The following is a 15,659-nucleotide window of genomic DNA, read 5'->3' on the forward strand; positions in this document are numbered from 1 at the left end:
TTTTACTCGGCTTTTGCCAAAATCTTCAATCCCTCATTGTCCTTGTATTGGATCATCAGTTGGTTTAATTCTTTTTTTAACTTATTGGTCAATTTTCTATTGGACGATTGCCCATAGATGTTATGCATTTCATCAGGGTCATTTTTCATATCAAATAATTCCCATGAATGATTGCCGCCTCCATAAAACAAGATCAATTTATATCTTTCTGTCCTGATACCGAGGTGAGGCAGCACTCTGTGCGGATCAGGATATTCATAATAATGGTAATACATGCTCTTGCGCCAATTTTTAACCGGTTGAGCCTTTTGTGTCAATGGCAACACTGATTTCCCCTGCATATCTGATGGCGCTTTTATTCCGGCTATATCCAGTAATGTTGGGGCAAAATCAATGTTGACCACCATATCCTCAATCACTGTTTTGGGTGTAATCACTCCCGGATATTTCATGACAAATGGTGCACGAAGTGACTGCTCATACATAAATCTTTTGTCGTACCAGCCATGTTCACCAAGATAAAATCCCTGATCTGATGAATACATGACAATGGTGTTTTTGTCCAAGCCCTTTTTGGTCAGATAGTCGAGTACTTTCCCGATATTTCTGTCCAGTGATAATATACATGCCAAATAATCATGCATATATCTTTGATATTTCCACAACGCTATTTCTTTTGATGTCATACGGCTGGTATCCAACTTTGCATTCTCAGCATCATAATATTGATTCCAGGCTTGTCTTTGTTCGGGAGTCATTCTTTTTACAAATGGCAGATCCTGAGAGTTTACTTTAGAATCCCAGTCCCACCGAAGGTTTTTAATCTCCATATCCTGATGCGCTGCGGCGTTTCTTCCCTTATAGCCATCAAAAAAGTTATCCGGAACAGCAAAGGGTTTGCCATAAAAAGCATGGAGATCTTTTGTATCCGGTTGCCACTCTCTGTGAGGCGCCTTGTGTCCGATGACCAAGCTGAATGGTTTGGTTTTATCCCTTCCATTATCAAGCCATTCGATAGCTTGCTCCGTTATGATATCCGTTGTATATCCATCTATTCTGACCCTTGATGAATCCATTTGGATAAAATCAGGATTATAATACAACCCTTGTCCCGGGAGGATCTTCCAGTAATCAAAATATTGTGGCAGGTTATTGATATGCCATTTTCCGATCCAGGCTGTCTGATATCCGTGTTGTTGCATGTGCTTAGGATACATATCCTGACCGGTATTTATTTTGGTTTCGTTACGATTGTCGTATTGACCATTGATGTGATTATACTTACCTGTAAGCAATACTGCCCGACTAGGGGCACAGATAGAGTTGGTAACAAATGTATTTTTGAAAATGGCACCTTCTGATGCTATTCTGTCTATATTAGGAGTCTTTATATGCGGACTCCCGTATGCACTAATCGCTTGCAACGCGTGATCGTCCGAAAAAATCATGATGATGTTCGGTCTCTTGTTCTGTGATTGAGCTAATATTGAGCATTGTACCAACAATATTGCTATACCAAAAAATACAATTGTTTTTATACGTTTCATTTTCTCATTTTTTCTTTAAATCGTGTGGCCTCAGATTCTTTTATTGTTTTCAGTAGTGCCTTCATTTCTTTGAGGATATCAGTTCTATGAATTGCCAGATTTTTGGTTTCTCCGGGATCTGATTTTAGATCATAAAGCTGATCTATGGTATCATTTCCAAGCTCAATATTGGTGTATTTATCATATTTATGTGCGTTACTACCTGGCTCAATGTACTTCCATTGGTTTGTTCTGATTGATAGAGATGCAGAGTTGGTAGCTTCTATGACATACTTTCTTCCCTTCGTTTCTTTGCCCGACCAAGTCTTCCACGCATCAAAACTATCAGGTGCGCTATTTTCAGGTATGGATATTTTCAGCAAAGAAGCCAGGCTGGAGATCATATCTATCTGGCTGACCAAAGCATGAGATACTCCTTTTTTTACTTTTCCGGGATATCTGATGATAAAAGGCACTCTGGTACCAGCTTCAAATTTGCTATACTTACCACCACGGAGTCCTCCAGAAGGTGTATGACCACCCAGCTTTTCAACTGCATCATCTTTATATCCGTCGTCGACCACCGGACCATTGTCACTTGTTAAAATGATTATCGTATTATCACGCAAATGGAATTTGTCCAGAGTGGACAAAATCTGTCCTACACACCAATCCATCTGAACTATAGCATCTCCTCGGGGTCCCATATCTGTAGTGCCCACAAATCTCGGATGCGGTACTCTCGGCACGTGAATATCGTTAGTCGCATAATACAGGAAAAAGGGGTTGTTGTGATTATTTTCGATGAATTTCACAGCTTTTGTCGTGATCGAGTCAGCTATATTTTCGTCAACCCATAAAGCTTTATTTCCTCCTTTCATATACCCTATTCTTGATATCCCGTTGATCAAAGCCTGATCATGCCCGTGGCTTGGGTGTACCTTTAACAATTCGGGATTATTTTTTCCGGTAGGAAGTCCTTCAAATGGTGTAGTATAACTGACTTGAATGGGGTCTGTGGGGTCGAGATTTCTGATCTTGTCATTTTCCATAAACACGCATGGTACTCTGTCACCGGTGGCCGCCATGATGTAAGAATAGTCAAACCCAATATCCCTTAGCCCCGGTGTCATCAACCCATTCCAATCCTGCCGGTCTTTTGCTCCTAACCCCAGATGCCATTTGCCTGTAACGGCGGTAGTGTACCCGGCAGATTTAAACATATCTGCAAGCGTATATCTTTCAGGAGTGATGATCATAGGTGCATCTCCGCGAGCTACACCTGTCCCCGGTTTTCTCCACGAATATTCGCCTGTCAAAAGCGCATATCTTGATGGAGTACAGGTAGCCGCAGGACAATGAGCTTGTGTAAATCGTAAGCCCTCGGCGGCAAGTTTGTCAATATTTTTAGTTTGGACCTTTGATGCTCCGTAGCAGGATAAATCACCGTACCCAATGTCGTCTGTATAAATAATGATTACATTAGGCCTATTTTGGCCGGATGCCAAAAGCGGAAAAAAATAAAAAAGGCAAAGGATATATCTGTTCATATGAGCCTAATGGACTGCAATACTAAAAAAAGTCCCGCACTTTTTCAGGATGCAGGACTTAAAATTATATGTTTCAAAAATTATTCCCTTTATTTATCAAACCACATAGGACTATCTATATTAAGTCCTTTTGGTGTGTTGGGATTGGAATTTATTTCTTCACTTCTGTAAAGTAATCTTCTGAACAAACCTGGCACCGGTGCCGCTGCTGGTGTTTTTAAAGCAGGAATTTCCTTGCCAATAGCTCCTGATCTTCTGTTTTGAGTCCAGCCTTCCACAGGACGCATAAATAGGTCAAGATATTGTTGTTCTGCCAATTGTTTGACAAAGTTTGCACTGGTTAATGCTGGCAGATCATTGGCATATTTTGTAGCATCGGCGGCTGCAACACCAAAAGATTTTAAAGACTCTTCCACGCCCTTTCTCATTCTTGCAGTAGCAGCATCCATTCCTCCCGGCGCAAATCCTCTTGCAATCGCCTCGGCTTCAAACAGTAATTGTTCACTGTAAGAAAATGAAACTTCCGGTAAATCAGCTCTCAGCAGATTCATATTGACCAATGCTGATTTAGTATTAAATGTCTCGGTAGAATTTAGAGCAATAAATTCATTTGGCGCAGCATCTACTCCTTTTTGGAAAAAGAACGGGATTCTCGGATCTTTCAACTCTACCAGAAGGTCATAAACGGGCTTGGAGCAATACCAGTCAGACTGCACTCCTCCACGGAATATTGCAGTGAAAGAAAATCTGGGGTTTTGTCTTCCCGGCTGATTAAAGTATTTAAATTGCATGGCATCGTCCACAGAACTGATAAAGTTGTTGACCGCCATCAATTTACCGATTTCCGCACCTTTTGAAGGATCTGCGTCTACCATACTGAACAGTATTCTCAGTTTTAGAGAATTGGCGAATTTTTTCCACCGAGCCAAGTTTCCTCCATAATAAAGGTCACTAGGGGCCTGTATACCTTTGCCGGCATTATCTAAATTGGCGATGGACTCATCAAGCATTTTGATACAACCTTCAAGTACATCTTTCTGAAGGTCAAACTTAGGTAAGTCCACCTTTCCTGTTGCAGCTTCTGAAAACGGTATATCTCCCCACAAAAAGCTGGTTTGTGAATAGACAAAAGCCATAAGAATTTTTATCTGAGCTATGGAATTTTTATTTGGATTTGGGTTTGCCTGTATGTTATCCAAAGCTACATTAAGATTTTTAAGGACATCTGTATAGGTTCGTCCCCAGGCACTTCTTACCCTGGTTTGATCATATTGGGCTTGTTGCAGTCCCCATCTGCCACCTGAAGCCCACATTTGGCTACCCAAGGCAACAGGCCATGTCAATTCAGCTACTCTCAACAATGAAAACTGTGTTGCTGCTCCTGAAAATAATAACGCCGGATCTACCGTCGTAGATCTGTTGGGATCAATATTGATATCACTATCCTGAAAACATGATGGAATGGAAAGTGAAATGATGATTAAAAGAATTAAATTTTTCATGATTCAATAATTTTTAATAGATTGATAAATTGTTGATTTAGAATGATAAACGTAAATTTACTCCAATTGTTCTGCTGCTCGGTACAGAACCTCTTTCAAGGCCTTCGCCTATAAGTCCCGGGCCCAAAACATTACTTTCAGGATCGATATGAGGTACATGAGACTTTAACAAAGCAAGGTTTCTTCCCTCAAGAGCCAAAGACGCTCCTCCAAAAGGTGTCTTTGCCATTAATTTGTCCGGAAGTGTATATGAAAGTCTTATCTCTCTCAACTTGATATATGATGCATCAAAAGTATTATCTTCCGGGCTGGTAGAGTTATCTAAGGTGCCATAGTATTGTTGTACCGAAGCTACAGCTTTCGTATTTTCAGTAAAAGTACCGTCAGCATTTCTGTTTACCCCTTTGTCCACAAACGGTGTTCTGTTGTTTTCTGTTGTCTCCAGTGCCATACCCGAGCCTCTCAAAATACTTACTGTCTGTGAATTGATGACGCCACCCTCTCTGATATCAATAAGGAAACTGAAATTCAGATTTTTAAAGGAGAAAGAGTTGTTGATTCCCATTGTCCAGTCAGGATAAATATTTCCCAAAAGTTTTCTTGGTCCGGGAGTTCTCAACCCTGTTGAAGGATTGATGACTAAATTTCCTTTATCGTCCCTGAGCCATCCTACCCCTTGAATATTGAATGTTTCTCCAGGTCTTGCTGATATAAAGATTCCAAATCCATCACCCGAAGTGATAATAAATTCCTGAAGGTTGTCTGCCAGCTTGTCTACTCTGTTTATATTTCTGTTGAAATTGAACGCTACATCCCACTTAAATCCTGATTTTGTTCTGATAGGCTGAACTGCCAATAACGCTTCAAAACCTCTATTAGAAATTTGACCTACATTAAGTCTTCTCGCAGAATATCCTGTAGTCTGTGGAATAGCAATAGAAATGATCTGGTCATAATTTATAGTCCTGTAATAGGTGAGATCAAGATTGACCCTGCTATCAAAGAAGCTGAATTCTCCTCCCGCTTCCCAGGAGTTTTGTCTTTGAGGTAAAAGATTGGTAGGAGGTAAAACATTCGTAGCACCAAAAGCGGATGCTCCGCCTATCGGATACAGGATGTTGAATGTATAGATATCAGTCGCCTGAGTCAACGGGTTGTAAGTGAATGACAACTGATAAGGATCCTCATCACTACCCACATTGGCGACATTGGCTCTGATTTTTGCATAATTTAATATACCATTCTTCCTTAAATCAGGAAATGCCTCAGTAAGTAAAAATGAAAGACTGGTGGATGGATAAAAATATGAATTGTTTTCAACAGGTAGTGTTGAACTCCAGTCATTTCTTCCCGTAACGTTTAAAAAGAGATAATTTTTATAATTTAAGCTGATATCACCATAAGCACCAAAAATTTCTCTTCTGCTGGTAAAGTTGGAAGGTACATTGGACTGTGCATTGGCAAATGTATATAACTGATCTATGTTCAACCCTTCAGATAATACCCTTGATCTTCTCAGTGTTCTTTGGTTGAACTGGTGTCCAACAATAGCTTTCAGTCCTATGTCATCAGTCAGATCAAATGTAAAAGATCCGATCAAGTCCGTCTGGAGTTCTTTCTCAAACATATCGTTAGTCTCAAACTGTCCGTTTAACCTTCCTCTGGTACCTTTTCTGGTTACAGCCCTTCTGTTTTCTGTAAAGAAGTCTGTTCCTACCCTACCCATGATGTTAAACCATGGTGTGACATCATACCCTAAACTTGTTCCTCCATATACTCTGTCCACGGCATTGGAAAAACGATTGTACTTTAAAACAAAGTATGGATTGTTTTGCACCCCGTTAAGATCGATGGCTCGAGCCACATCTCCCGTAAAACCAGCCGGAAAAGCTTGTGTTGCAGGTGCAAATAAGTTGTCTCTCAATTCCTTGATATCAATGGTAGCCGGAAGGCTTGTCATGATGGTTGGTATAATATTGGTTGTGTTTGAACCCTGAGCCGGACGACCATCACTGGTAGTTCTGACATAATTCAACCAAATTCTGGATGTAAGTTTGTCAGTCACTTTTGTACCCCCGTTAAATGACAATGTATTTCTTCCCATTTTGGATTCAGGAATGATACCTGTCTGGGCAAGATTGGTAAAACTAACTCTATAGTCCGTCTTTTCATTAGCCCCGTCAAAAGAAATGGAATTGATATAAGTGCTTCCTCTAACATAAAAGTCTTTCCAGTTGTCAGGATGACTCTTGAGTATGGCCTTCTCTCCTTTATAATCGGTAACCTCGCTGGTCATACTACTGATTTTAGGACCCCATCCATTGGCCAATTGCGGATTATAAACACCTAAATTGCCTTGAGCATACTCACTTTGTATTTCAGGCAATCTGAAGACGTTATCTGTACGAAATGAAGAGTTAAGTGTGATATTTGTTTTTCGTTCTGCATTTGCTTTTCCTCTTTTTGTGGTAAGAACGATAACGCCATTTCTGGCTCTTGATCCGTATAAGGCTGATGCTGCAGCGCCTTTTAGTACAGACATACTTTCGATATCATCCGGATTGATGTCTCCGGCTCTGTTACCTACATCAAAACCTCCTGTGACGATATCCGTCTCCGAGTTATTGAAAGAAGAATTGGAAATAGGAACACCATCGATTACAAATAATGGTTCGCTGGAAGATGATATCGAGTTGGCTCCTCTGATCATTACTCTTGAAGACCCACCGACAGTTCCGGATTGCTGTGAAATCCTTACGCCGGCTATCTTTCCTGCCATGGAGTTGACAATGTTGGTTTCTCTCGCTTTGAGAAACTCATCTCCCTTTAAAGTGGCAACAGAATAGCCGAGTTCTTTCTTTTCACGGGCAATAGCATTAGCCGTTACGACTATCTCACTGAGACTTATCTGATCCTCGTTCATAATTACATCCAGTCTGTTTCCTGACCCGATAGGTATTTCAGTACTTATATATCCTATTGAACTAAATACCAGCGATTTTGCCGTTTCCGGTACATTTACTGAATAATTCCCATCTATGTCCGTAACAGTACCCACATTTGTACCCTTCACCAATACGGTAACTCCGATTAGTGGTTCAGTGGCAGAAGATACTACCGTACCCGTAATCGTCCGATTCTGTGCCCAAATAAATAAAGGTAATACGCCAAAAATTAGTAAAGTAAAAAATCTCCTCATGCTTTCTTGTTTTTTATTAAGATTATTAAATTAATTGATGATTTCAATTTTGATGATTTTTACAGGGTTGACCAGTCTTTGATTCAATCCTAATGCAGGATACAATGTAGTTTTTCTTTGCTGAATTTTTCTGACCACTTTCATACCTTTGGTAACTTTGCCAAAAGCAGCAAATCCCTGTCCGTCGGGATTTCGATTACCCCCAAAATCAAGAGAGGGCTGTGCATTGATACAGATAAAAAATTCTGAGGACGCACTATTGGGTCCTGTTCTGCCCATTGATATTGTACCGTGCTCATGTTTTAAACCTGTGACCGAAGTGCGTTCCAACTCTATTGGTGCTCTCCTTTTTAATGAATCTGCGTCAATACCCCCTTGTATGACCTCGATATGTGGTTGATCTTTCCTTTGATTGTTCGGTCTTACTGCCCGATAAAACGAGCCACCATTATAAACTCCATCTTTTACATACTGAAGAAAATTTGTGGTGGTCACCGGAGCTTTATCTCCATACAATTCAACTTCTATATTTCCCGCAGAAGTATATATCATCACTTTTTGAGCTTGTGGTAGTACCAATGTAAATAAGATACATACTGATACGATTAAACATTTTATTTTTCGCATTTCCATAAAGTTTGCTATTTGTCTTATTTTCAGAATATTAATAATAAAATTGAACTCAAAGTAAATTATTTAAACACTTTGTCTAGCAAATATATTCTTTCATTTCAACAGTGGTACCATTTTAGAGATTTTTTATACCAGTCTTAAAACTTTCTAATTTTTTAGGTGCTTTTTAAATATTATTTCAAAGTCTGCTGGTTTAATGTTTTTGTCCAAAATAGTGCCGTCGGGATGAATCAAAAAAGTCTGAGGTACCGACTTTACTCCATACATATCTGATATATCATCCCAACCCGCACAGTTGCATCCACTTGGCCAGGGTAGCTCATCTTTTATTAAAGCTTTTTTCCATGACTCACATTTTACATCAAAAGAAACTCCCATAAATTCAAGATTACTGTTTTTATACTTGTCATACATTATTTTCCACTGAGGATTTGCTTCCCTGCAAGGTTTACACCACGATGTCCAGAAATCCAATAATACATATTTGCCTTTAAGGTCATAAAGTCTGATTTCTTTTCCCGCAGAATCCAATACTGCAAAGTCAGGTGCTTTTTTCCCGATTGCTGTAGATATTATTGCCTTTGATACTTTTTTGATATGTGGAATATACACCGATTCCAGGGCATCACCGGATAATTTGGAGATCAGTTGCTCCAGTGTGTCTCCTTCAAAGGTATTATTCATCATCACATAGTATGTAGTAAATGCACCAAAAATGGTATTCGGATACTTTTCTATCAGTTTGACTCCTTCTGCCTTATTAAAAGCAAACATGTGTTTTTTTAGTAAGTCATTATTGATACCTGCCTTTACATCAGCTTTATTGGATCTGTGATCTGGTATATTCACATGTATTTTGCCAGGTTCAATAAAAAATGGTATTCTGACCGAATCATGAATGACCAGCGAATGTAATCCCCAGGCCGACAAAGTATCAGTAAAAGAAAACCGTCCGTCAACAATCTTTTTTTTAGCGACAAAAGCTCTTTCATTTGTTACCAGATCAAGCTTTTCCAATACCACTTCTCCGGATTTCAAATTTTCAGTAATACCTTCTACATGGTATTTTTTAGCTGATTCTTTTTTTACTCCACAACCAAATTGGACTATTAGGATGCTGATGATTAAAAATCTTTTTGCCATGATTTTCAGAATTAATGTGATTTTGAGTATGTTTATGGTCAATTTAATGCAAAAACAAATTTATATTGAATATTTCGGATTTTTATAAAAATTTTATTGAAACAAAAACATTAATTTTAATATTGACCTTTGGTTTTCTGCTCCGATGCCTGGGACTTTTTTATCCATATTTGTATGAATGGGATGAAAGATATCACGCGTTGGTTGCTAAACATCTTGCTGAAAACCCTCTGCTACCGCTTTTGTACAAAACAGTTCCGTTACCTTATCACATCGAACATTGGGCATCCAATCATATATGGCTTCACAAGCCGCCAATGGCCCTTTGGATTATGGCTTTGAGTATAAAATCTTTTGGTGCAAATGAAATTGCTGTGAAGCTACCATCAATAATTCTTTCTACAATATCCATTTATCTGACATTCAGGATCGCACTCTTTTTCAGTGAAAAAAAAATTGCTCTTTTAGCAGCTTTTTTTCAATCGATCAATGGATTATTGCTGGAACTTACTTTTGGCGCTCAGGCAACAGATCATGTTGACACTATTTTCCTGTTTTTTGTAGAGCTATGTGTTTTTATCATCATTATTTACATCAAAAAATCGCATATATGGTATTTATTGCTTTTAGGTGTGGCATTAGGTATGGCTATATTGACTAAATGGCTGACTGCATTGATAGTCTTGCCATTGTTCATTACACTTTTATTTCCAATCCAAGGCTTTAGGAAAGTAATCATTGATACTTTCATGATATTACTTATAGCAGCTATCATTGTGATGCCCTGGCAATGGTATATTTTTAGTTATTTTCCAGCTGAAGCAAGATGGGAGAGTGATTATAACTGGAGGCATATCACAGAAGTACTGGAAGGACATGACGGGGCTTGGTGGTGGCATATCTTGTATGCTTCAAAATACTGGAATGAGTTGATAGTTATTTCTTTTATCTGGTTTTTGTTCAGTATAAAAACCAAACCACTTAGGTCTAAAACGCTGACTTTGGCTCTTTGGGTACTTATACCATATATTATATTTTCTTTAGTTGCTACCAAGATGGTGGCATATCCACTTATCACAGCTCCGGCGATCTTTATTATACTTGCAATGTTTTGGTATCATCTGAAGGCAAATCCTATTCATATTAAAAGTTTAAATACTTTCATATTAATTTTAATTATTTCCCTTTCATTAAGACGAAGTTTTGAGAGAGTCCAGTTAGCTTTAGACATTGATGCTGTCAAAAAGAAATCAACATGGGTGAAAGAAATCAAAAATGTAATTGAAGACAAAAATGCTATAATTTTTAATACTGAATCATACATTGAAATTATGTTTTATCATGATTATCTGGCTTACCCATACACTCCTGAATCTAAAGTATTGCAGCACCTGATCGAACAAGGATACAGTGTTTACATAAATCAAGAAGGGAACCTTTCAAAATTCAAAAACTAAAAAAGATTTTACCTGCTAAATATCCATTATTTCTGACAGAATTATAATTTGTGCACTTTTTCAGGATAGTAATATTTAGTGTCAATAATTCCTGAAGTCAACTTATAATTTTTAAATCATTAAAATGCTGAAATTAAAAATCCTTTGGGCACTTTTGTCTGCAATTATTTTGAGTTTTTGCCCGCAATCACTCTTTGCCCAAAACAGTGATGCCCCAAAATTATTGAGCAACACTTACTTCCTTCAGAATTGTTTTGTGGTTAAACAACCGGGAACAATTCTCTCTAATCAACATGTATTGATTAAAGATGGGATTGTAGCGGACATAGGCCCTGCTATAAAACCACCGTTTGATGCCCAGATCATCAAAGCAGATTCTTTTTATGTGTATGCGGGATTTATCGATGCATATTCCAATGTTGGCGTAGCCAGACTCGAAACCGGAAATGCAAGACCGGAAGGTAGAGGAGAAAGACCCAGAGTTCAGGACCCAGGTAATCCACCCAATGATGTCGCCGGTATCACTCCCCAGATTCAGGCTTCGGATGTATTTAAATCTTCAGATAAGTCTGTGAGCGATATGAGGGCTGCAGGTTTTGTCATATCACATGTGGCTCCCAGAGGTCTTCTATTACCTGGTCAAAGCGGGATTTATCTTTTGGGAGATGGCAGCAATGATAAAATGTTGCTGAAGTCACCGGTTGCCCAGACTTTTCAGCTTGAGGTCAATCGTGGTGTATATCCTTCCACATCCATTGCGGCTATCGCAAAATTCCGGGATCTATACAAAAATGCCGCTATCGCAGGCGCCCATGAAGAAAAATTTAAAAGTATGCCTTCGGGTGGTCTCACCAGACCAAATTATGCAAAGGAATTGACCTCGCTTTATCCTGTGACTGTTAAAAAAATGCCCCTTCATTTTATCGCTCCCCGTACGAAAGACGTACACAAGGCTCTTTCTCTGAAAGATGAACTGGGATTTGATTTGGTCCTGACGGAGGTCAAACAAGGTTGGCATTATATAGACAGAATAAAAAAATCCAATGTTCAGGTGCTTCTATCGCTTGAACTTCCTGAGGAAGAAAAAGCTGAAAGCAAAAAAGACACAGCCGCTGCCAAAGAAGTAAAAAAAGAAATCAAAAAAGAGCAAAACCCGGAAAAAGATCAGTTTGATAAAAAGAAGCTGGAATCTATTAAAGAGTATCTCTCGCAAGGCTCCGTTTTTGAAAAGAATGGAATTAAGTTTAGTTTCTCTTTTCTGAATGCAAAACCATCAGAAATCAAAAAGAGCCTTAGGCGTCTGATTGAAAATGGTCTGTCTGAAAATTACGCTCTCGCTGCCCTGACGACCCACCCTGCACAGATGCTCGGAATTTCAAACCTTTCTGGTACCGTTGAGAAAGGAAAAATCGCAAACTTAGTTGTATCTGATAAACCATATTTTCAAGAAAAATCAGTAATCAAATATGTCTTTGTAGATGGTAAAAAGTATGATTATTCTGAAAAACCTAAAAAACAAGAGTCAAAATCTTCTGAATCCTCAAAAATTGCAGGCCTTTGGTCCTATACGGTTGAAGTACCCGGCTCTGTACAGAAAGGTAAAATCAAAATATCAAAAAATCAGGATGAATACAAAATCACTGTCACCGATGATTCTTCTCCTGACAAAAATGATCCAGCGTCTGATGTAAATGTAGACGGAACCAAGGTGTCCTTCAACATTATGACAAACCTGGGTCAGCCTGTAAAAGTAGATTTCGCCCTTGAATTCGAAGATAAATCCTACAAAGGTTCTGTCTCTGTTGGCCAATTCGGCTCTTTTCCTATAAAAGGCGACCTCGAAAGTGATCCAAAACTTTAATATTTAATCAAAAAAAAACAACCATGACAAAATATATAGTTATCATGATGTGCTTCCTGTCATTATTAACACAGGCACAAAATGTATTAATTAAAAACGGAACGGTGTTGACCGTGACTCAGGGTACAAAAGAAAATACCGACATCCTGATCACCAATGGAAAAATCGCCCGAATAGATAAAAATATCATAGCACCGACAGGTGTTCAGGTGGTAGATGCAACCGGGCTTTATGTAATGCCTGGTATCATCGACTGTCATTCGCATATTGCACTTGATGTAGTCAATGAGGCTACAAATCCCGTCACAGCCGAAGTCAATGTCGGTGATGCGCTCGATCCTTTGGATGTATCTATTTACAGAGCTCTTGCGGGTGGTGTTACTGTTTCACATGCTATGCATGGCTCTGCCAATGCCATAGGTGGGCAATGCGAAACAATAAAACACCGATATGGTACGGTCAATCCCGACGACCTCCGCATGGATGGTGCTCCCCGCACGATAAAATTTGCTTTGGGCGAAAATCCTATTCGGGTACATGGTGAAGGTAACAGAATTATGCCCAATACGCGTATGGGTGTGGAACAAGTATTCAGAAATGCTTTTTCTGAAGCTCAGATATATATGAAAGAATGGGACGAATACAAAAAAGGAATAAGGAAAACGTCCCCGTCTTACAACCTTAGAAACGAAACAGTGGCTGACATTTTACGGGGAAATATCCTGATTCATTGCCACTCTTACCGGGCAGATGAGATTTTGATGCTCATGCGTGTACTCAAAGACTTTGGTGTCAATAAGATCTGTTTTCAGCATGTCAATGAAGGATTTAAAGTAGCTCCTGAATTGGCAGCATTTGGTGCAACAGCTTCTGTATTTGCTGATTGGTGGGCCTACAAATTTGAGGTATATTATTCTACAGCGTATAATGCGGCTATTCTTGCAAAAAATGGCGTGGTCACATCTATTAACTCTGATTCAGAATAACTGATAAGACACCTCTATCACGAAGCCGCAAAAACACAAAAATACGGCCATCTTACCGATGATCAGGCTTTGGCCATGATCACCATCAATCCCGCAATACAGCTTGGTATCGACAAAAGAACAGGATCTCTGGAAGTAGGAAAAGATGCCGATATAGCTATTTTCAAAGGTCACCCTTTGTCCGTTTACGCAATTCCTCAGATGACTGTTGTTGATGGTCAGGTCAGATTTGATATCACTAAAGATCCTGATGATGTTCGGGTAGATATCAATCCATCAGAAAAATACTCATCATTTTATGAAAACGATATCAACTCAGAGGACAAAAGCTGCCTCAGAGGTATTTCTGAAATTCTGCTCTCTGACAGCTATGCCAGATATATGCGATTTAAATATTCTCAAAATCACTCCCATTAATCTCCATAATCATTACAAAATGTATAAATTTAATATCATCCCAACGGTTTTAATATTAATTTGCTTTAATTTAACGGTTTATGCTCAGCAGGTAAAAAAAGCGGAGTCAGGTGTGTTTTTGCTCAAAAACGGTACAATACATACTGTCACTTCCGGGACTTTCATCGGAGATATACTCCTGAAAGATGGCATGATATCGGATATTGGTAAAGATCTTTCTGTATCGCCAAATTATAAAGTGGTGGATTGTACAGGTAAACACATTTATCCCGGGATGATAGACGGCGGCAGCAGGGTTGGTCTTTCAGAAGTTTCATCAGTATCTGTCACTAATGACTACAGCGAACTGGGAGATTTTATCCCACACATGAAGGCATTGACAGCTGTCAATCCCAATGCGGTGGCTATACCCGTCACCCGTGTAAATGGCGTTACTACCGTATTTGCCAAACCATCAGGTGGTACATTTCCGGGCACAGGAGCTTTGATCGACTTGTTCGGTTACAGCCCTGAACAAATGACGACAGGTGCTGAGCATGTGGTCATGAATTTTCCATCTACAGGAAGAAGGGGCCGATGGGATAGAAGAACAGATGAGGACATTAAAAAAGACGCGGAAAAAGCCATGAAAAATATCAATGATGTTTGGGAAAGTGTTGCTCAATATCATAAAATGGATTCACTGGCAAAAGTAGAAAATCAAAAATGGCTCAACAACAATCCACAAATGGACGCCCTAATGCCCATATACAGGGGAAATGCCCCGCTTTTTATCGAAGTCAATTCAATGGGTGATATTGAAGGAGCCTTGACATGGATATCAGAAAAAAAGATTAAAGCTGTATTGACCGGTGTATCAGAAGGATGGAGAGTGGCGGATAAAATTGCCAAAGCCAAAATTCCGGTTATAACAGGTCCCGTTCTTGCTGTTCCCGGTCGTGATAATGACAGGTATGACGCTTCTTATGCGAATGCAGGTAAAATGGCAAAAGCAGGAGTTAAAGTCGCTATTCGTACAGATGGCGCAGAAAACACCAGAAATTTGCCATTCAACGCAGGTTTTGCCGCAGCTTATGGTATGGGAGTGGAAGAGGCTCTCAAAGCGGTAACCATTCATCCTGCAGAAATTTTTGGTGTGACAGCGAAGTACGGTAGTCTGGAAAAAAACAAGGTGGCTAATCTATTTGTATCTACAGGTGATCCATTTGAGACAAAATCACAAATCGACCACTTGTTTATAAAAGGCTGGAAAATACCTTTGGAAAGCAGACATACGCTGTTTTATGATGAGTTTCTGGAGAGGACGCCCGGGGTGAAATGATTCCTCAAAATGCGAGCTAACCCATATGTGTATACCAAATTGCACTTTTTCAGTGTTCTTTTTA

At 39.3% G+C, this 15,659-nt stretch carries 9 protein-coding genes and 1 pseudogene; 4 read left to right on the plus strand and 6 right to left on the minus strand.

What is annotated here, in order from left to right; genetic code table 11:
* Window positions 1–2 precede the first annotated feature (2 nt).
* From IPK35_02705 to IPK35_02730, 6 genes are all read right to left on the minus strand, one after another.
* Window positions 3–1,547, minus strand: coding sequence for a sulfatase (locus tag IPK35_02705; protein MBK8052208.1), 1,545 nt, complete (start codon window positions 1,545–1,547; stop codon window positions 3–5).
* Window positions 1,544–3,076, minus strand: a complete 1,533-nt coding sequence (locus tag IPK35_02710) for an arylsulfatase (protein MBK8052209.1) — start codon at window positions 3,074–3,076, stop codon at window positions 1,544–1,546. The genes IPK35_02705 and IPK35_02710 overlap by 4 nt, the downstream gene beginning before the upstream one ends.
* A gap of 89 nt (window positions 3,077–3,165) precedes the next feature.
* The gene (locus tag IPK35_02715) at window positions 3,166–4,578 is read right to left on the minus strand and encodes a SusD/RagB family nutrient-binding outer membrane lipoprotein (GenBank protein MBK8052210.1); all 1,413 of its coding nucleotides are present in this window, start codon (window positions 4,576–4,578) and stop codon (window positions 3,166–3,168) included.
* A 37-nt stretch (window positions 4,579–4,615) separates the two neighbouring features.
* Entirely contained in the window at window positions 4,616–7,777 is a 3,162-nt protein-coding gene (locus IPK35_02720; protein ID MBK8052211.1) for a SusC/RagA family TonB-linked outer membrane protein, read from the minus strand.
* Between the two features lie 30 nt (window positions 7,778–7,807).
* Complete coding sequence (locus tag IPK35_02725; GenBank protein MBK8052212.1) at window positions 7,808–8,410, minus strand: peptidylprolyl isomerase; 603 nt, start codon at window positions 8,408–8,410, stop codon at window positions 7,808–7,810.
* A gap of 147 nt (window positions 8,411–8,557) precedes the next feature.
* Window positions 8,558–9,553: an AhpC/TSA family protein gene (locus tag IPK35_02730; protein MBK8052213.1), complete on the minus strand. Its 996-nt coding sequence runs from the start codon at window positions 9,551–9,553 to the stop codon at window positions 8,558–8,560.
* A 122-nt stretch (window positions 9,554–9,675) separates the two neighbouring features.
* On the opposite strand from IPK35_02730, the gene IPK35_02735 reads away from it, so the two are divergent.
* The 4 genes and pseudogenes from IPK35_02735 (at window position 9,676) to IPK35_02750 (ending at window position 15,595) form a co-directional block, all read left to right on the plus strand.
* Window positions 9,676–11,010, plus strand: coding sequence for a glycosyltransferase family 39 protein (locus tag IPK35_02735; protein ID MBK8052214.1), 1,335 nt, complete (start codon window positions 9,676–9,678; stop codon window positions 11,008–11,010).
* 124 nt (window positions 11,011–11,134) lie between these two features.
* Window positions 11,135–12,871, plus strand: coding sequence for an amidohydrolase family protein (locus IPK35_02740; GenBank protein ID MBK8052215.1), 1,737 nt, complete (start codon window positions 11,135–11,137; stop codon window positions 12,869–12,871).
* Between the two features lie 23 nt (window positions 12,872–12,894).
* Window positions 12,895–14,274, plus strand: a pseudogene (locus IPK35_02745) (amidohydrolase family protein).
* A gap of 19 nt (window positions 14,275–14,293) precedes the next feature.
* Entirely contained in the window at window positions 14,294–15,595 is a 1,302-nt protein-coding gene (locus IPK35_02750; protein ID MBK8052216.1) for an amidohydrolase family protein, read from the plus strand.
* The last annotated feature ends 64 nt before the right edge of the window (window positions 15,596–15,659 follow it).

The sequence above is a fragment of the Saprospiraceae bacterium genome (assembly GCA_016713025.1).
In the GTDB taxonomy this organism is placed as follows: Bacteria; Bacteroidota; Bacteroidia; order Chitinophagales; family Saprospiraceae; genus OLB9.

Bases quoted from the DNA above. Each gene is read 5' to 3' on its own strand.
- IPK35_02710 (MBK8052209.1), bottom strand. From the start codon at position 3,076: ATGAACAGATATATCCTTTGCCTTTTTTATTTTTTTCCGCTTTTGGCA.
- IPK35_02730 (MBK8052213.1), bottom strand. From the start codon at position 9,553: ATGGCAAAAAGATTTTTAATCATCAGCATCCTAATAGTCCAATTTGGT.
- IPK35_02740 (MBK8052215.1), top strand. From the start codon at position 11,135: ATGCTGAAATTAAAAATCCTTTGGGCACTTTTGTCTGCAATTATTTTG.
- IPK35_02725 (MBK8052212.1), bottom strand. From the start codon at position 8,410: ATGGAAATGCGAAAAATAAAATGTTTAATCGTATCAGTATGTATCTTA.
- IPK35_02715 (MBK8052210.1), bottom strand. From the start codon at position 4,578: ATGAAAAATTTAATTCTTTTAATCATCATTTCACTTTCCATTCCATCA.
- IPK35_02750 (MBK8052216.1), top strand. From the start codon at position 14,294: ATGTATAAATTTAATATCATCCCAACGGTTTTAATATTAATTTGCTTT.
- IPK35_02705 (MBK8052208.1), bottom strand. From the start codon at position 1,547: ATGAAACGTATAAAAACAATTGTATTTTTTGGTATAGCAATATTGTTG.
- IPK35_02720 (MBK8052211.1), bottom strand. From the start codon at position 7,777: ATGAGGAGATTTTTTACTTTACTAATTTTTGGCGTATTACCTTTATTT.